Genomic DNA, 17,552 nt, shown 5'->3' with positions numbered 1-17,552 from the left:
TTTAATGATAAATGATTAAAAAAAAATATTATTTAATCAAATTTTTTATAATATCAGTAGCTTTATTAGTTACTGATATTTGTGTTTCTCAAAATGTAGATTTTAAATCAATTTTAAAGGGTTTTAGGTTAAATGATTACAATAGAGTTTCTAAAAGCTTAATAAAAATAGATACATTATCTATATCTGATTATGATAAAGCTACTTGGTATTATTATTATTCAGATTATCAGTTTAGAATAGATAAACACGATATAGCTTTTGAATATATTACTAAATCCAAGAATTTATTTGTTAAATTAAATAAAATAAAAGATGCTATTGATTGTAATATATTAGCCATAGGAGTTTTAAGTCATCAAAATAAATTAAATACTGAAATTGAAAAAGATTTAATTAGAGAAACTGAAAGTTATGCTTTAGAAAAAAATGACACACTTTTATTAAGTAAAATTTACAAAAGATTTGGTGCCAAATACATTCACTTACATAATGGAGAGAAAGCAATTTTTTATTTTAAAAAAATAATACCAATTGTTAAAAATTTAACAGATACTATTCGAGTTGGATATTGCTATGACAATATGGCTACTGCTTTTTTATATACTAAACCAATTCATTTAGATTCAACTATTTACTATAGAAATAAAGCAACTCCCTATTATATTAAATATAAAGACAATTTATCTCTAGCTTATAATTATAATAATATTGGTCAATATTACAAGCTTAAAAATCAGTTAAAAAAGTCTATAGATTATTTTAATAAGGCAGATTCAATACCTATAAGAAGAAATATTCTAAAAAGTAAATTATTATTTTACGATAATATAGCTGATACTTATAAAAAACTCAAAGATTACAAAAATGAAGCACTATATCTGAAAAAGATATCAAAACTTAAAGACAGTATAAACGACACCCAACAAAACATTGCCATTTCTGATCTAGATAAAAAATATAAGACAGCTGAAAAAGAAAAACAACTTTTAGAATCAGAAGCCAAAAGAAAACAAAACTTATTGTATTTAATTACAGTAAGTTTATTACTAATTCTAGGTACTACTATATATATTCTATCTTATCAAAACTCAAAAAGAAAACAAAAACTAGCAGAACAAGAAAAAGAGCTAGAAACTCAAAAAAATCTCACCCTATTAAAAGAACAAGAAATTACCACTATAAATGCTATGGTAGATGGTCAAGAAAAAGAACGTAAACGTATCGCAGAAGATTTACATGATAATTTAGGGTCAGTTTTAGCAACTTTAAAATTACACTTTGAGAATCTAAAAATTAACAGAACAAAGAGAAAAATAAATCAAGAAACCCTATTTAATAAAACTGAAAACCTAATTGATGAAGCCTATTTAAAAGTACGTAAAATAGCTCATGCAAAAAATGCAGGAGTAATTGCAAACCAAGGTTTATTAGTAGCTGTACAAATGATGGCAGAAAAAATATCATCCGCAGAAAAAATACAAATTGATGTTATAGATTTTGGTTTAAATAAACGTTTAGAAAACAATTTAGAAATTACTGTATTTAGAATTATTCAAGAATTAACAACCAACATCATTAAACATGCCAATGCAACTAATGCAACTATCAATATTTCTTTATACGATAAAAATTTAAATATAATTATTGAAGATGATGGAAAAGGTTTTGATGTTGAAAAAGTTGATTTAAAAAAAGGAATTGGCTTAAGTTCTATAAAAACAAGAATTGAGCATTTAGAAGGTACTTTTAAGATTGACTCTACTATTAATAAAGGAAGTTCTATAATAATTGATATTCCTAATTCTTAAAATACTTATGTTTGGGTATACTTTTTTAAAACATAAAATGTATTTTTAATAAAAATTAGTATATGATTACAGTAGCTATGGCAGAAGATCATCAAATGTTAATTGATGGTGTAAAATCTTTTTTTGAATATGATGAAAACATCAATATTATTGGCACAGTAAACAATGGTCAAGAATTGGTAAAATTAGTGCAACTTAAACAACCTAAATTAGTAATAACAGATATTAGAATGCCAATAATGGATGGTATTCAGGCTACTAGAATTATTAAGAAAAGTTTACCACATGTAAATGTGCTTGCAATGACAATGTTCGATCAACCTGATGCCATAAAACAAATGCTAGATGCTGGTGCTACAGGATATATTTTAAAAAACTCTGGAATTAAAATGTTATCAAAAGCCATTGTTACAGTTGCTGGTGGTGAAACTTTTTTTGACCCAAATGTTGCCTTTAATTTTATGAATAATTATATAGATGATAATGTTACCATTGGAAAATCAGATAAGGTACTTTTATCTAAAAGAGAAAGAGAAATTTTACAAGAAATAGCTAACGGAAAAACTTCAAAACAGATTTCTGAAACCTTGTTTATAGCTAAAACAACTGTAGATACGCATAGAAAAAATATGATTCGAAAATTGGACTTATCTTCTGGTAATGAATTGGTTAAATATGCTATAGATAAAAAGTATAAATTTTAATTCGCAACTTCATTAATAAATTTAATACGCATTAAGCGTAGTTCTTCTTCATCATAATCACCATCAAATTCTTCTAAAGCCTCTTCAATATCATCAGTTTCAGCTTCCATGAAATAATCATGGATTTCTTCTTGTTGATCTTCATCTAATAAATCATCTAAAGCATAATTAATATTAATTTTTGTGCCAGAGAAAATAATAACCTCCATTTCTTTAATCAATTGACTCATTTCTAAACCTTTAGATTTAGCTATATCTTCTAAAGGTAATTTCTTATCTGTATTCTGAATAATGAATAGTTTTAATCCTGAATTTACACCTGTACTTTTTACAATTAAATCATCTGGTCTTAAAACATCATTCTCATCTACATAACTAGAAATCAATTTTACAAACTCTTTTCCAAACTTCCTTGCTTTGCCTTCTCCTACTCCATGCACTTTAGAGAGTTCTTCTAACGTTATTGGATATTTTAAAGCCATATCGTCAATAGATGGATCTTGAAATACAGCAAATGGCGGAACACCTTGTTTTTTTGCTACTTTTTTACGCAAATCTCGTAATAATTTCACCAACTTTTCATCTGCAGCACCTCCAGAAGATTTTGCATTGGTAATAATAGAATTATCATTTTCTTCACTATATTCATGATCTTCTGTCATCATAAAAGAACTTGGTTTATCTATATAATTCAAACCATGTTCTGTGATTTTAATTACACCATATTGCTCAATTTCTTTTTTAATATAATTTACTACCAAAACTTGACGTAAAAGTGCCATCCAATATCCAGCAGGTTTGTCTTTACCTATTCCAAAAAACGGTTGTAAATGTGTTTTGTGTGATGTTAACAAAGCATTTTCTTTACCAACTAAAGTATTTACAACTTCTTTTGCTTTGTATTTCTGTAAGGTGTCTTTTATTACTTTTAAAAGTTTAACTACATCTTCTTTTGCTTCATGCTTTTTCTTCGGGTTTCTTGAGTTGTCGTCCATATCTGCACCATCACCATTTTTCTCGTCAAACTCTTCACCAAAATAATGTAGTAAATACTTACGCCTATTCATAGAAGTTTCTGCATAACCAACCACTTCTTGTAGCAAAGCATGCCCAATTTCTTGCTCTGCAACAGGTTTACTTGCCATGAATTTTTCTAATTTCTCAATATCTTTATAAGAATAAAAAGCCAAACAATAACCTTCTCCATCATCTCTACCTGCTCTACCAGTTTCTTGGTAATAACTTTCTAAACTTTTGGGTATATCATGATGAATCACATAGCGAACATCTGGCTTGTCTATTCCCATACCAAAAGCAATTGTAGCTACAACAACATCACAATCTTCCATCAAAAACATATCTTGATGCTTTACTCTAGTTTTAGCATCTAAACCTGCATGATAAGGCACAGCTTTTATACCATTTACCTGTAAAATCTGTGCAACTTCTTCAACTTTTTTTCTACTTAAACAATAGATAATACCAGATTTACCTTCTCTTTGTTTTACAAAACGAATAATATCTTTTTCTACTTCTTTGGTTTTTGGTCGAACTTCATAAAACAAATTAGCTCTGTTAAATGATGCTTTAAAACGATTTGCATCTGTAATACCCAAAGTTTTTAAAATATCTTCTTGAACTTTTTCTGTAGCTGTAGCTGTTAAACAAATTACAGGCACATTATCTATAGCTTTTATAATATGTTTTAAATTCCTGTATTCAGGTCTAAAATCATGACCCCATTCAGAAATACAATGTGCTTCATCAATAGCTACAAAAGATATTTTTTGCGTTCTTAAAAAAGTAACGTATTCTTCTTTTATTAAAGATTCTGGAGCAACATATAACAATTTTGTAATACCACTGGCAATATCACTCTTTACCTGTGCAATTTCAGTTTTGTTTAAAGATGAATTTAAAACATGGGCAACACCATTATTTTCAGAAATACCTCTTATAGCATCAACTTGATTTTTCATCAAAGCAATTAAAGGTGAAACTACAATCGCTGTGCCTTCTTTCATTAATGCTGGTAGTTGATAACATAGTGATTTACCACCACCTGTAGGCATTATTACAAATGTGTTGTTATTATTTACAATACTTTTTACTACTTGTTCTTGTAAGCCTTTAAACTTGTTAAAGCCAAAAAACTTTTTAAGAGGACTGTGTAAATCCATATAAATATTATTTGATTTCAAAGAAATAGCAAACCTGTAACTATAATGTTTGATGAAACTTATTTTTATAGTAAATTTGCCTGTTTCGTATATCTAAAGATATAACTTTTTTTTATTCTGATAAAAACATAACTTTTGAAAAACAGTAATAATATAATTGAAAATGCAAAAAACACAATTATAGCTGAAAGTAAAGCTATTAACAACCTAGCAAATCTTATTGATTTCAATTTTGAAAATGCTGTAAAAAACATTTATAAATCGAAAGGAAGAGTAATCATTACTGGGATAGGTAAAAGTGCGAATATTGCCACAAAAATTGTAGCTACTTTTAATTCTACTGGCACTCCTGCTGTTTTTATGCACGCTGCAGATGCCATACATGGAGATTTAGGAAATGTTTTACAAGATGATATCGTTATCTGTATTTCTAAAAGCGGAAATACTCCTGAAATAAAAGTGCTTGTTCCTTTAATTAAAAATTACGGGAATAAAATCATAGCAATTACAGGAAATATTGATTCTTTTTTAGGGAAAAACGCAGATTTTACCTTAAATACTTATGTAGAAAAAGAAGCCTGCCCAAACAATCTAGCTCCTACAACAAGTACAACTGCACAATTGGTTATGGGTGATGCTTTAGCGGTTTGTTTATTAGAGTTAAAAGGATTTACAAGCAAAGATTTTGCAAAATATCATCCAGGAGGAGCTCTAGGGAAGCGTTTGTACTTAAGAGTTGACGATTTAGTTTCTAAAAACGAAGTACCTAAAGTAAATGAAGACGATTCTATTGCCAAAGTAATTGTTGAAATATCTGAAAAAAGATTAGGAGTTACTGCTGTAATCAAAGAAGACAAAATTATTGGTATTATTACTGATGGAGATATTAGAAGAATGCTAAACAAAACAACAGAAATCAACACTATTGTTGCTAAAGATATAATGGGTAAAAAGCCGAAAACGATACATAAAGATGCAATGGCTGTTGAAGCTTTAGATGCTTTAGAAAATAATAGTATCACTCAAATTTTAGTTGTTGACGATAATAATAATTATTTTGGAGTTGTACATTTACATGACTTAATTAAAGAAGGTATTTTTTAATGGTAAAACAACAAAAAGAAATGTCTTTTTTAGGACATTTAGAAGAATTAAGGTGGCATTTGGTTAGAAGTGCTGCTGCAATATTTATTTTAGCAATAGTATTTTTTATATTCGCTCAACAAGTATATGACTACTTCTTATTAGCCCATTTAAAATCCGATTTTATTACCTACCAATTATTCTGCGATTTTTTCAATCTTTTTGGTATGGAAAGTGACTTCTGTAATATTTCGTTTGCAGATAAAAAATTACAAAGTATTAAGGTAACCTCACAATTAATGAACTCTATTTGGTCTTCATTAATTTTAGGAGTCATTGTGGCTTTTCCTTATATTATTTGGGAAATGTGGCGTTTCATAGCACCAGGTTTAACTGAAAATGAAATTAAAAAATCTAGAGGTTTTATATTTATTACATCAGCTTTGTTTTTTATAGGAGTTTTCTTTAGCTTCTATGTAATTGCACCAATATCAATTCAATTTTTATATAATTATCAAATTACAGATGCCATACAAAACAGTTTTACTTTAGAATCTCATATTGGGTTGGTTACAAATATGTTGCTAGGGGTTTCTATCTTATTTGAATTACCAGTTGTGATTTATTTTTTAACTAAAATAGGATTAATAAGCCCCGAATTTTTAAGAAGATATAGAAAACATGCATTAGTAGTTGTTTTAATTGTAGCTGCAATTATTACACCACCAGATGTTGCAAGCCAAATTGTAGTAGCAATACCTATTTTAATTTTGTATGAAATAGGTATAAGAGTATCGAAAAGAGTGATAAAAAATCAAGAAAAAAATGCCAAATAAAGTTCAAGAATTTAATGATTATCGTCAAGAAATGAACGATAAAATTCTAGCATCTGACAATAAAGTAATCAAAAGAATTTTCAATTTAGATACTAATGCCTTTAAAGAAGGTCATCTTCCTGTAAAAACAAAAGAATTGCTAGGTCTTGTAGCATCTGCAGTTTTAAGATGTGATGACTGTGTACAATATCATTTAGAATCTTCAATGAAAAATGGAGTTACCAAAGCAGAAATGATGGAAACCATGTCTATTGCTAACTTAATAGGAGGCACAATTGTAATTCCTCATTTAAGAAGAGCTGTTGAATATTGGGAACTTTTAGAAGAAGAAAAAAAGTAAGCAGTTTAATGTGGCAGTTGGCAGTTTCAAAAAAATAATTGTTTAAGAAGGCTTTAAGATTTTAAAAAAAGTAATTCACTATTTTTACAATCACACCTTTACACAATTTTAAAACAATTACGCAGTAGAAAATGATTTTAAGAGCAGAAAATATTCAAAAAATATATGGCTCAAGAAAAGTTGTAAAAGGCATTTCTTTAGAAGTTCGACAAGGTGAAATTATTGGTCTTTTAGGCCCAAATGGAGCAGGGAAAACAACTTCTTTTTATATGATTGTTGGTATGGTTAAACCTAATTTTGGTAACATCTACTTAAACGATCAGGAAATTACCAATGATGCTATGTATAAACGTGCTCAAAAAGGAATCGGATATTTAGCACAAGAAGCCTCTGTTTTTAGAAAATTATCTGTTGAAGATAATATTATGTCCGTTTTACAATTTACAGGATTGTCTAAAAAAGAACAGAAACTAAAGTTAGAATCATTAATTGAAGAATTTAATATTGGTCATGTGCGTAAAAATAGAGGTGATTTACTTTCTGGTGGTGAAAGACGTAGAACAGAAATTGCACGCTGTTTAGCTTCTGACCCAAATTTTATTTTACTTGATGAACCTTTTGCAGGTGTTGACCCAATTGCTGTTGAAGATATACAAAGTATTGTTGCTCATTTAAAACATAAAAATATTGGAATTCTAATTACAGATCATGATGTTCAAGCTACTTTAGCGATTACTGACAAAACCTATTTAATGTACAATGGTAGTATTTTAAAAGAAGGTACTCCAGAAGAATTAGCTGCAGATGAAATGGTTAGAAAAGTATATCTAGGTAAAGATTTTGAGTTAAAAAAGAAGAAAATTTTTCAGTAATCTTTAATTATAAAAACAGCCTATATGCCAAAGAATTCCTGAAGGATCATGTAAAAAGAATTCTTTACCCCAATCATTTTCTACAATTTCTGAAAGCTTAACTCTTGTGTATTTTTCAGTAAGATTTTTGCTTTTTATTTTAGCTAAATATTCTTCAATATTTTCTACTTCTAAAAAAAGCATTGAATTATCAACCCAATCTTTTACATATGCTTTTTGTAAATAAAAGCCAAGTTTATCATCAACTCTAAAATAAGACATGTTATTTGACAGTTCAATTTCTATAAAATCTAAATCTTTGTAAAAACTACGAGATTCATTAAAATTTTTGGCTCCTATAAAAGTTCTTAAGGATTTATAATTTTGCTTTTTTTCCATAATTTGAAATTACTGATAAAATGATATAAAAAATGATAATTAGTGGTACAGATAAATAGTTTAATGCAAAAATTAATATTATTGAAGTAATTAAAAACAAATATTTAATAAAATTATCTTTTATAGTATAATTCTTAAATTTTAGAGAAAAAAGTGGAATTTCAGCATTCATTAAATAGGTTAAAATTACAGTGATAAAAATTAACACATAATTATTCGTTATTAATTCTGATACATAACTATAATTTGAATATTCTTGAATTAGTGGCAGTGAAATTACAAATAAACTCATAGCTGGTGTTGGTAAACCTATAAAAGAATTAGACTGCCTAGTATCTATATTAAAATTTGCTAACCTATAGCAAGCTCCTAATGTTAAAATTAGACCAATTAATGCTACATCCAAAAAATTATCATCGAAAGAATTAGATTGATTTAGTAAATTATTTTGAATTAATCTAGACATGATAATTCCAGGTACAACTCCACTTGTAACCATATCTGCTAAAGAATCTAATTGTTTCCCTAATTCTCCTGAAGCCTTAAGTAAGCGTGCAACAAAGCCATCAAAAAAATCAAAAACTATTCCAGCAACAACAAAAAGTGCTGCCATTTTAAAATTACTTTCAACTGCAAAAATTGTGGCAATAGTTCCACAAAATAAATTTCCTAATGTAATTAAGTTGGGTAGCTGTTTTATTATACTCATTTTATATAGTTTGCTTTGCTAAAATATAAAATCAAAATTGGGTAATTTTTATTATTATCAAAAAAATATCATATTTGGAACAAAAGAATGCTCTATGCCTGTTTTTCAATCTGATTTTTTACCTACAATACCATTTAGAAACGGTCATTTTAACACCATGTATAGGCCACTCTTCATGAAAGATGTTTCTACTTTTACTAGAAAAAGAATAACAACATGGGATCACGATTTTTTCGATTTAGACTTTTCTTTTGTGGGTTCTAAAACATTAGTTTTATTAATACATGGTTTAGAAGGTAGCTCTGAATCTAAATATATGACCTCACACACCAATCATTTTAATAATTTAGGTTTAGACACAGTTTGTTTCAATTTACGAGGTTGTAGTGGAGAAGATAATTTATTGTTAGCTACTTATCACAGTGGAAAAACCGAAGATGTCGATTTTGTAGTAAATCATCTATTAAAAGAGTATAATTATGAAAATATAGTTATTGTTGGTTTTAGTTTAGGTGGCAATTTAACCTTAAAATATTTAGGTGAAAAAGGAGCTAATGCATCATCAATTATTAAAGGTGGAGTAGCTGTTTCTGTACCTGTTGACATTGCTACTGCAGAAAAGGAAATGGATAAATTAAAAAACAAACTCTACATGGAAATGTTTTTTAAAACCATGAAAAATAAAATTTTAGAAAAAGCCCATAAATTCCCTGAATATAAACTAGATAAAGACAAACTCTTCAAAGCCACAAAATTTAAGCATTTAGAATACTTATATACTGCACCAGTTTTTGGATTTGATAGCCCAGAAGATTATTGGGAAAAAGCGAGTTCTAAACCCTATCTTTTAAAAATTAAAAAACCTACCCTTTTAATTAACGCAAAAGATGATTCTTTTTTATCAAAAGAATGTTATCCTTATAATGAAGCAGAAAATTCAGAATTTTTCTTTTTTGAAGAAACAAAATATGGAGGCCATGTTGGTTTTATGACTTCTTTTAAACCCAAAGAAAATACTTGGTTAGAGCATAGAATAGAAAGGTTTATTAAAGAAAACATTCAAATCGATTTTTCTTAAACAATATCTGTTAAAAAGAACAGTTATTTTAGTAGGTTTTAAGATATTTGTTATCTATAATTTGGTATTGGTGAAAAACAGATTTTTACTTTTTTTTGTCGTTTTTACGGCTATGACTAATGCACAATCGTTTAGAAATTATTCTAATGAATTTTTAAATATTGGTGTAGACGCTGCTGCATTAGGTATGAGTAAAGCTGTGGTTGCCACAACTAACAACGTAAATTCAACCTATTGGAATCCAGCAGGTTTAGTAGGTATAGAAGATTATCAAGGCTCATTAATGCATGCTTCTTACTTTGCAGGAATTGCAAATTATAATCATGCAGCTTTTGCAATGCCCATTAACAAAGAAAGTGCTCTAGGCATTTCAGTTATTCGTTTTGGAGTAGATGATATTTTAAATACCACAGAATTAATCGATAATGATGGTAATATCGATTTTAACAGAATTAGCCTTTTCTCTGCTGCAGATTACGCTTTTAATGTGTCTTATGCTAGAAATTTAATTTTTAAGGATGTAAAATTTGGAGTAAACGCCAAAGTTGTAAGAAGAATTATTGGTGATTTTGCCTCTTCTTGGGGTTTTGGTTTTGATGCAGGTATTCAATTCGAAAGAAACAATTGGCATTTTGGTTTAATGGTAAGAGATATTACCACAACTTTTAATACTTGGGCTATCAACGAAACCGAATTTGATAAAATTAAGAATGCTATACCTGGTCAAAATCAAGAACTACCAGAAACAACAGAACTTACCAAACCTAAAATACAACTAGGTGTTGCTAAAGAATGGAGAATTGGTCGTTTTTTTAATCTTTTATCAGAAGTTAATTTAAATGTTCGTTTTGAGCAAACTAACGATATTTTTTCATCAGAATTAGGAAGTATAGACCCTGCAATTGGTTTTCAATTAGATTATGATAGATTAGTGTACTTGCGTTTAGGAGTTGGTAATTTTCAATATCAAACAGAGTTTGATAATTCTAAAAACTTAACCTTGCAACCAAATTTCGGTTTGGGTTTTAATTACAGAGGCATTCAAGTTGACTATGCTTTAACCAATATTGGCAGTGTTGGTAATGCATTATTTTCTAATATCTTTTCTATTACTTTTGATTATAGTTTCTTTAGAAGATAAAAATGAAAAAATACATTCTCTTTTTTATTGTTTGTTTTTCTCTCTCAACATCCATTTTTTCTCAAGTAAAACTCTCTGTTTATTCAGAAATAAGTATCGTTACTGCTGGTCCTGGCACAGCATTATATGAAGCTTTTGGGCATTCTGCTATTCGAATTAAAGATCCTGTACTTCGTTTAGATTTGATTTACAACTATGGTGTTTTTGATTTTAATCAGCCTAATTTTTATACAAATTTTGCAAAAGGCCACATGCTCTACACACTTGCTAGGTATGATTTTAAATATTTTATAGCTAGTTATAATAAAGACAAACGTTGGCTAAAACAACAAGTTTTAAACTTGACACAACAGCAAAAGCAAGCTTTTTTTATGTATTTAGAAAAGAATGCTTTACCAGAAAATGCAGCTTATTTATATGACCCATATTTTGATAATTGTGCAACAATTTTAAGAGATATTACAGATGATGTTCTTGGAGATAAAGTTCAATTTAATGACAATTACGCAAATAAAAACCTTTCTTTTAGAGATTTAACTAATAACGAAATTCACTGGAATACTTGGGGAAGCTTTGGGTTAAATCTAATTGCTGGCATTCAATTAGATAAAAAACCAACCTCTAAACAATATCTTTTTTTACCAGATTATGTTTTTGATTCTTTTAAAAATGCTAAAACCAAAGTTAATGGAGAATCTAAAAACTTGGTTTTAAAAGAAGAAACTTTACTAAATTTCAAAGAAAAAAAGGCTGAAATTTCGATATTTAATCCTCTTTTAATTATTAGTTTACTATCGCTTTTGGGCATTTTTATTACTTATAAAAACTTTAAAAATAACAAACGTTCAAAATATATTGATTTTAGTTTGTTCTTTATAAGTGGTTTTATTGGCTGTATTTTATGCTTCTTTTGGTTTTTCTCTAGCCACACAACAGCTCCACATAATTATAATGTTTTGTGGGCATTTCCTTTAAATATTATAGTAGCTTTTTTAGCCTTAAGAGCACAATTTCCCAAAAAAATACTTTTGTATTTAAAGTTCTTGTTAGCACTTTTTATTTTTATTCCAATTTTGTGGATATTTGGCATTCAAGTGTATCCTTTGGCATTAATTCCTTTTTTAATTTTTATTGTTACTCGATATTTGTTTTTGATAAAAATATCAGAATAAATCAATCTCTTTCAATTTTTCATAATTTTTATAGCATTTTTTTGATGGAAATTTTATTTTTGATAAATAAAATCATCAACCATGAACAAGCAACTTATAGAATGTGTCCCAAATATTAGTGAAGGCAGAGACCTTGCAAAAATCAATTCAATTGCTAATGTTGTAAAAACAGTAGAAGGTGTAAAACTACTTGATGTTGATCCTGGCAAAGCAACAAACAGAACTGTTATCACTTTTGTAGGAGAACCAAAAAATGTGATTGAAGCTGCTTTTAGGTTGATAAAAAAAGCTTCTGAATTAATAGATATGAGCAAACAAAAAGGTGAACATCCACGTTTTGGAGCAACTGATGTTTGCCCTCTTGTACCGATTGCAAATATTTCTATGGATGAAACTGCTAAATACGCACATCAACTAGGAAAAAGAGTTGGAGAAGAATTAGGTATCTCTGGTTATTTTTATGAGAATGCAGCTACATCAACAAATAGAAAAAATTTAGCAACAGTAAGAGCTGGAGAATATGAGGGCTTAAAAGATAAATTAGCAAACCCAAATTGGAAACCTGATTTTGGTCCTGACACCTATAATCCAAAAATAGTTTCATCTGGTGTTACAGCTATTTCTGCTCGCGATTTTTTAATCGCTTATAACGTTAATTTAAATTCTACCTCAACAAGAAGAGCCAATGCCATTGCTTTTGACATTCGAGAAGCTGGTAGAGTAAAACGAGAAGGTAACCCAATTACTGGTAAAAAAGTATTAGACAAAAATGGGGAACCTGTTCGAGTTTCAGGAAAATTAAAAGCTGTAAAAGGAATTGGTTGGTTTATAGAAGAATATGGAATTGCTCAAATTTCATATAATTTAACGAATATTTCTATTACCTCTATGCACGAAGCTTTTTATGAAACTGTAAAATCTGCGACTGAAAGAGGTTTACGAGTAACAGGTTCTGAATTGGTGGGTTTAGTACCTTTAAAAGCGATGTTAGATGCAGCAGATTTTTTCTTAATAAAACAACAACGTTCATTAGGTATTAGCGAAACTGAAAAAATAAAAATTGCTGTTAAATCTTTAGGTTTAGATGATTTAAAACCTTTTAATCCACAAGAAAGAATTATTGAATATGTAATGAATACTGATGCTGAAAAAAAACTTGTAGATTTTACTGTAAGTGATTTTGCTGATGAAACTGCCTCTGAATCTATGGCTCCTGGAGGAGGAAGTATTGCTGCTTATGTAGGTGCTTTAGGGGTTTCTTTAGGAACAATGGTTGCCAATTTATCTGCTCATAAAGCTGGTTGGGATGATAAATGGGAATATTTTTCTGATTGGGCAAAAAAAGGACAACAATACAAAAGCGAACTATTATTTTTGGTTGATGAAGATACCAATGCTTTTAATAAAATTATTGATGGTTTTAGAATGCCAAAATCGAATGCTGAAGAGATTAACACTCGAAAAAAAGCCATACAAAATGCTACAAAGTATGCTGCTGAAATTCCTTTAAAAGTAATGCAAACTGCATACAACTCTATTGAAGTGATGCTAGAAATGATGGAAAACGGACTACAAAACTCTCTTTCTGATGGTGGTGTTGGTGTTTTATGTGCTAAAACTGCTGTAACTGGAGCTTATTTTAATGTGAGGATAAATGTAAAAGATATTAAAGACGAGGTCTTTAAAAAAGATATTCTAAAAAAGGCAGAAGACTTATATCAAAAAACGATTATTTTAGAAAATAAAATGATGGGTATAATCAACTCAAACATATAAGTTTTGGAAATTGAAAAACTAAAAATAATTCCTTTTGATGAAAAATATGCTCAAGATTTCTATGATTTAAACGTAGAATGGCTTAAAAAGTACTTTTATGTAGAACCTTATGATGAGAAGGTTTTGAGCAACCCTAAAGAATATATTATTAATAATGGAGGTTATATTTTCTTTGCTCTTTATAAAAATGAAATCGTAGGTGTTGTTTCACTCATCAACCAAAAAACTTTTTTTGAATTAAGTAAAATGGCTGTTCCTCCTAAATATCAAGGTAAAAAAATTGGCAAAAAGTTAATGCAACATTGTATTGGTTTTGCAAAGAGCAAAGGTTGGGATAGTATTACTTTATATTCACATAGAAGCCTAGAAAGTGCTATTTATTTATATAAGAAAATAGGATTTAAAGAAATTCCTCTAGAAGAAAATTCACACTATAAACGCTCTGATATTAAGATGCTTTTGAAATTATAAAAAACTCTGAATAGCCAATTCATACCCTTTTAACCCAAAACCAAACAACACTCCTTTTGCAACAGGAGCAATAAAACTTTGATGTCTAAATTCTTCGCGCGCATGAATATTAGAAATGTGCAACTCTACAACAGGAGTTTCAATGCCTTTAACAGCATCACCTATACCAACAGAAGTATGTGTGTAAGCAGCAGCATTTAAAATAATACCATCATAACTAAAACCAACTTCGTGTAATTTATCTATAATTTCACCTTCTATATTTGATTGAAAATAAGACAATTCAATAGTTTCAAACTTTAATTGCAAAGTTCTGAAAAAATCTTCGAAGGTTTCTGAACCATAAATTTCTGGTTCTCTTTTACCTAATAAATTTAGGTTTGGTCCATTTATGATGATTAATTTCATGTAAATTTTTAAAGTGTAAATATATACTTTATTTTTAGCAAATGAAATGGCAACCTGCAATAAAAGATTATCAACTCTATTTGAAAATAGAAAGAGGGTTATCTAAAAACACCATTGATAGTTATACCAGAGATTTAGAAAAATTAACGCATTTTTTAGGTAAAAATGACATCGTATTATCTCCTATTATTATTGATAAAAATACAATTCAGCAATTTATTTATGAAATTGCAAAACAAGTAAATCCAAGAAGCCAAGCACGTATAATTTCTGGTTTACGTAGTTTTTTTGACTATTTGGTTTTTGAAGATTATAGAAAAACTAACCCTACAGATTTGTTAGAAGCCCCAAAAATCGGTAGAAAATTACCAGATACACTTTCTGAAGATGAAATTGATGCATTGATTAAAGCTATAGATTTAAGTCATCCTCAAGGAGAAAGAAACAGAACTATTATCGAAACCATGTATAGTTGTGGATTACGCGTTAGCGAGTTAATTACTCTAAAAGTTTCTGATTTATTTTTTGATGAAGGTTTTGTAAAAGTAACAGGTAAAGGAAACAAAGAGCGTTTTGTACCTATTCATTATAATGCCCAAAAATACATTACCATTTATATTGATGAAATTCGCAGTCATATTAAAATTAAAAAAGGTTTTGAAGACACTCTATTTCTAAATAGAAGGGGTAAAGGGTTAACACGTCAAATGATATTTACCATTTTAAAAGATTTAGCAATAAAAGTAAATCTAAATAAAAAAATTAGCCCACATACATTAAGGCATTCTTTTGCAACTCATTTACTTAAAAATGGAGCTGATTTGAGAGCAATTCAACAAATGCTAGGTCATGAGAGTATAACTACTACTGAAGTTTACGTACATTTAGATAGAACGTATTTACATAAAGTTGTTGAGAAATTTCATCCTAGAAGAACAAATTAGCATACAGTTTTCAGTAGCAGTAATCAGTTAGAAATTCACTGAATACTTGTTATACTGAAACTGTAAACTTTCTTATTTAGCCACGTTAACAGCTCTAGTTTCTCTAATTACAGTAACTTTTACTTGACCTGGATAGGTCATATCATTTTGTATTTTTTGAGATATACTAAATGATAGTTCTGCTGCTTTAGTATCATTTACTTTAGTACTTTCTACCATTACACGTAATTCACGACCAGCTTGAATAGCATAAGCTTTTTGAACTCCTGAGAACCCAAAAGCAATCGCTTCTAAATCCTTTAAACGTTGAATATAAGAATCTAAAACTTGACGTCTTGCTCCTGGTCTTGCTCCAGAAATCGCGTCACATACTTGCACAATAGGAGATAATAAACTCTTCATTTCAATTTCATCATGGTGTGCACCAATAGCATTACAAACCTCTGCTTTTTCACCATATTTTTCAGCCCATTGCATTCCTAATAAAGCATGTGGTAACTCACTTTCAGTCTCTGGCACCTTACCAATATCATGCAACAAACCTGCTCTTTTGGCTAGTTTGGCATTAATACCCATTTCTGCTGCCATTATTCCACAAAGATTAGAAACTTCTCTAGAGTGCTGTAATAAATTTTGTCCATAAGAAGAACGGTACTTCATACGACCAATAGTTTTAATTAATTCTGGATGCAAACCATGAATTCCTAAATCTATGACTGTACGTTTACCTACCTCTATAATTTCTTGTGTGATTTGCTTTTCGGTCTTACGAACTACCTCTTCAATTCTTGCAGGATGTATTCTACCATCAGTAACTAACTTGTGCATAGACAAACGAGCTATTTCTCTACGTACAGGATCAAAACAAGATAAAATAATAGCTTCAGGAGTATCATCAACAATAATTTCTACACCTGTAGCTGCTTCAAGAGCTCTAATATTACGTCCTTCTCTACCAATTATTCGTCCTTTTACATCATCAGATTCTAGATTAAAAACAGAAACACAGTTTTCAACTGCTTGCTCTACTCCTACTCTTTGTATAGTTCCTAAAATAATTTTTCTAGCTTCTTGTTCTGCAGTAAGTTTGGCTTCTTCTATCGATGTTTGTACAAAAGCCATTGCTTCGCTTTTAGCTTCATCTTTTAAAGATGATACTAATTCTTTCTTGGCTTCATCTGCAGAAAAACCAGAAATTTGTTCTAGCATATCTACATGACGATTGTGCATTTTTTCTAACTCACTTTCTTTCTTTTCAAGAAATTCAAGTTTATAATTGTAATCTTTTTCTTTTTGTTCTAAAGATTGATTTAATCGTTTTGTTTTATCAACTTCAGAGGCAGCTTTAGATTCTCTATCTCTAATCCTTTTTTCTACGTCAGAAATCTTTTTTTCTCTAGATAAGATAACTTTCTCATGTTCAGATTTTAATTCTATAAACTTTTCTTTAGCTTGTAAAATTTTATCTTTTTTTATGGATTCTGCATCTATTTTAGCTTCTTTTAAAATTGAAGCTGCTTTGGTTTGAGTTTCATTTAAAATCTTTTTTCCTTTCGATTTTTCTATCGATTTGAAGATGATAATGCCTATTATTATCCCAACTATAACACCTACAATAGCAGGTAGTAATAATTCATTCATAATTTAAT

The 17,552-nt window shown here is 29.0% G+C and carries 17 protein-coding genes; 12 read left to right on the top strand and 5 right to left on the bottom strand.

Annotated elements, in window-relative coordinates:
* The first annotated feature begins 11 nt into the window (after window positions 1–11).
* Together BTO18_RS00840 and BTO18_RS00835 are read left to right on the top strand one after the other, a co-directional pair.
* Window positions 12–1,811 carry a sensor histidine kinase gene (locus BTO18_RS00840; RefSeq protein WP_105014398.1) on the top strand — a complete coding sequence of 600 codons (1,800 nt, stop codon included), beginning with the start codon at window positions 12–14 and terminating at the stop codon, window positions 1,809–1,811.
* Window positions 1,812–1,873: 62 nt separating this feature from the next.
* Entirely contained in the window at window positions 1,874–2,515 is a 642-nt protein-coding gene (locus BTO18_RS00835) for a response regulator (protein WP_170063209.1), read from the top strand.
* Here the strand turns inward: BTO18_RS00835 and BTO18_RS00830 are convergent.
* On the bottom strand, window positions 2,512–4,695 hold the full coding sequence (locus BTO18_RS00830; protein ID WP_105014397.1) for an ATP-dependent DNA helicase RecQ: 2,184 nt from the start codon (window positions 4,693–4,695) through the stop codon (window positions 2,512–2,514). The two genes, BTO18_RS00835 and BTO18_RS00830, sit on opposite strands and share 4 nt — an antisense overlap.
* 135 nt (window positions 4,696–4,830) lie before the next feature.
* On the opposite strand from BTO18_RS00830, the gene BTO18_RS00825 reads away from it, so the two are divergent.
* The 4 genes from BTO18_RS00825 to lptB all read left to right on the top strand — a co-directional run bounded on the left by BTO18_RS00825 (window position 4,831) and on the right by lptB (window position 7,826).
* The gene (locus tag BTO18_RS00825) at window positions 4,831–5,799 is read left to right on the top strand and encodes a KpsF/GutQ family sugar-phosphate isomerase (RefSeq protein WP_105014396.1); all 969 of its coding nucleotides are present in this window, start codon (window positions 4,831–4,833) and stop codon (window positions 5,797–5,799) included.
* Window positions 5,799–6,614 carry a twin-arginine translocase subunit TatC gene (gene tatC / locus BTO18_RS00820; RefSeq protein WP_105014395.1) on the top strand — a complete coding sequence of 272 codons (816 nt, stop codon included), beginning with the start codon at window positions 5,799–5,801 and terminating at the stop codon, window positions 6,612–6,614. The genes BTO18_RS00825 and tatC overlap by 1 nt, the downstream gene beginning before the upstream one ends.
* Window positions 6,604–6,954, top strand: coding sequence for a carboxymuconolactone decarboxylase family protein (locus BTO18_RS00815; protein WP_105014394.1), 351 nt, complete (start codon window positions 6,604–6,606; stop codon window positions 6,952–6,954). The genes tatC and BTO18_RS00815 overlap by 11 nt, the downstream gene beginning before the upstream one ends.
* 131 nt (window positions 6,955–7,085) lie before the next feature.
* Entirely contained in the window at window positions 7,086–7,826 is a 741-nt protein-coding gene (lptB, locus tag BTO18_RS00810; RefSeq protein ID WP_105014393.1) for an LPS export ABC transporter ATP-binding protein, read from the top strand.
* Between the two features lie 3 nt (window positions 7,827–7,829).
* Here lptB and BTO18_RS00805 read toward each other — a convergent pair whose 3' ends face one another.
* Both BTO18_RS00805 and BTO18_RS00800 read right to left on the bottom strand, forming a co-directional pair.
* Entirely contained in the window at window positions 7,830–8,204 is a 375-nt protein-coding gene (locus tag BTO18_RS00805; RefSeq protein ID WP_105014392.1) for a VOC family protein, read from the bottom strand.
* The gene (locus BTO18_RS00800; RefSeq protein WP_105014391.1) at window positions 8,182–8,913 is read right to left on the bottom strand and encodes a CDP-alcohol phosphatidyltransferase family protein; all 732 of its coding nucleotides are present in this window, start codon (window positions 8,911–8,913) and stop codon (window positions 8,182–8,184) included. The genes BTO18_RS00805 and BTO18_RS00800 overlap by 23 nt, the downstream gene beginning before the upstream one ends.
* A 94-nt stretch (window positions 8,914–9,007) precedes the next feature.
* Here BTO18_RS00800 and BTO18_RS00795 point away from each other — a divergent pair, with 94 nt between their 5' ends.
* From BTO18_RS00795 to BTO18_RS00775, 5 genes are all read left to right on the top strand, one after another.
* Complete coding sequence (locus BTO18_RS00795; RefSeq protein WP_105017460.1) at window positions 9,008–9,991, top strand: YheT family hydrolase; 984 nt, start codon at window positions 9,008–9,010, stop codon at window positions 9,989–9,991.
* Between the two features lie 70 nt (window positions 9,992–10,061).
* Window positions 10,062–11,132: a putative type IX sorting system protein PorV2 gene (locus BTO18_RS00790; RefSeq protein ID WP_496559571.1), complete on the top strand. Its 1,071-nt coding sequence runs from the start codon at window positions 10,062–10,064 to the stop codon at window positions 11,130–11,132.
* 2 nt (window positions 11,133–11,134) lie between these two features.
* Window positions 11,135–12,304 carry a lipoprotein N-acyltransferase Lnb domain-containing protein gene (locus tag BTO18_RS00785; protein WP_105014389.1) on the top strand — a complete coding sequence of 390 codons (1,170 nt, stop codon included), beginning with the start codon at window positions 11,135–11,137 and terminating at the stop codon, window positions 12,302–12,304.
* 81 nt (window positions 12,305–12,385) lie between these two features.
* Complete coding sequence (gene ftcD, locus BTO18_RS00780) at window positions 12,386–14,080, top strand: glutamate formimidoyltransferase (RefSeq protein ID WP_105014388.1); 1,695 nt, start codon at window positions 12,386–12,388, stop codon at window positions 14,078–14,080.
* Window positions 14,081–14,083: 3 nt separating this feature from the next.
* Window positions 14,084–14,551: a GNAT family N-acetyltransferase gene (locus tag BTO18_RS00775; protein ID WP_105014387.1), complete on the top strand. Its 468-nt coding sequence runs from the start codon at window positions 14,084–14,086 to the stop codon at window positions 14,549–14,551.
* Here the strand turns inward: BTO18_RS00775 and aroQ are convergent.
* A complete protein-coding gene (gene aroQ, locus BTO18_RS00770) occupies window positions 14,546–14,959 on the bottom strand; it encodes a type II 3-dehydroquinate dehydratase (protein WP_105017459.1) in 414 nt (137 codons plus the stop codon). The two genes, BTO18_RS00775 and aroQ, sit on opposite strands and share 6 nt — an antisense overlap.
* A gap of 41 nt (window positions 14,960–15,000) precedes the next feature.
* On the opposite strand from aroQ, the gene xerD reads away from it, so the two are divergent.
* Window positions 15,001–15,903, top strand: a complete 903-nt coding sequence (gene xerD / locus BTO18_RS00765) for a site-specific tyrosine recombinase XerD (protein ID WP_105014386.1) — start codon at window positions 15,001–15,003, stop codon at window positions 15,901–15,903.
* Between the two features lie 72 nt (window positions 15,904–15,975).
* Here the strand turns inward: xerD and rny are convergent, their stop codons facing one another.
* On the bottom strand, window positions 15,976–17,544 hold the full coding sequence (gene rny / locus BTO18_RS00760) for a ribonuclease Y (RefSeq protein WP_105014385.1): 1,569 nt from the start codon (window positions 17,542–17,544) through the stop codon (window positions 15,976–15,978).
* Window positions 17,545–17,552 lie beyond the last annotated feature (8 nt).

This window comes from Polaribacter porphyrae (genome assembly GCF_002954685.1).
Classification (GTDB): domain Bacteria; phylum Bacteroidota; class Bacteroidia; order Flavobacteriales; family Flavobacteriaceae; genus Polaribacter; species Polaribacter porphyrae.
The sequence above is the reverse complement of the archived record's forward strand: the minus strand, read 5'-3'. Positions and strand labels throughout refer to the sequence as shown.

What these genes read in the sequence shown, in the direction of transcription:
- BTO18_RS00840 (WP_105014398.1), top strand. Translation starts at nt 12, where the DNA reads ATGATTAAAAAAAAATATTATTTAATCAAATTTTTTATAATATCAGTA.
- BTO18_RS00835 (WP_170063209.1), top strand. Translation starts at nt 1,874, where the DNA reads ATGATTACAGTAGCTATGGCAGAAGATCATCAAATGTTAATTGATGGT.
- BTO18_RS00830 (WP_105014397.1), bottom strand. Translation starts at nt 4,695, where the DNA reads ATGGATTTACACAGTCCTCTTAAAAAGTTTTTTGGCTTTAACAAGTTT.
- tatC (WP_105014395.1), top strand. Translation starts at nt 5,799, where the DNA reads ATGGTAAAACAACAAAAAGAAATGTCTTTTTTAGGACATTTAGAAGAA.
- BTO18_RS00815 (WP_105014394.1), top strand. Translation starts at nt 6,604, where the DNA reads ATGCCAAATAAAGTTCAAGAATTTAATGATTATCGTCAAGAAATGAAC.
- lptB (WP_105014393.1), top strand. Translation starts at nt 7,086, where the DNA reads ATGATTTTAAGAGCAGAAAATATTCAAAAAATATATGGCTCAAGAAAA.
- BTO18_RS00805 (WP_105014392.1), bottom strand. Translation starts at nt 8,204, where the DNA reads ATGGAAAAAAAGCAAAATTATAAATCCTTAAGAACTTTTATAGGAGCC.
- BTO18_RS00800 (WP_105014391.1), bottom strand. Translation starts at nt 8,913, where the DNA reads ATGAGTATAATAAAACAGCTACCCAACTTAATTACATTAGGAAATTTA.
- BTO18_RS00795 (WP_105017460.1), top strand. Translation starts at nt 9,008, where the DNA reads ATGCCTGTTTTTCAATCTGATTTTTTACCTACAATACCATTTAGAAAC.
- BTO18_RS00785 (WP_105014389.1), top strand. Translation starts at nt 11,135, where the DNA reads ATGAAAAAATACATTCTCTTTTTTATTGTTTGTTTTTCTCTCTCAACA.
- ftcD (WP_105014388.1), top strand. Translation starts at nt 12,386, where the DNA reads ATGAACAAGCAACTTATAGAATGTGTCCCAAATATTAGTGAAGGCAGA.
- aroQ (WP_105017459.1), bottom strand. Translation starts at nt 14,959, where the DNA reads ATGAAATTAATCATCATAAATGGACCAAACCTAAATTTATTAGGTAAA.
- xerD (WP_105014386.1), top strand. Translation starts at nt 15,001, where the DNA reads ATGAAATGGCAACCTGCAATAAAAGATTATCAACTCTATTTGAAAATA.
- rny (WP_105014385.1), bottom strand. Translation starts at nt 17,544, where the DNA reads ATGAATGAATTATTACTACCTGCTATTGTAGGTGTTATAGTTGGGATA.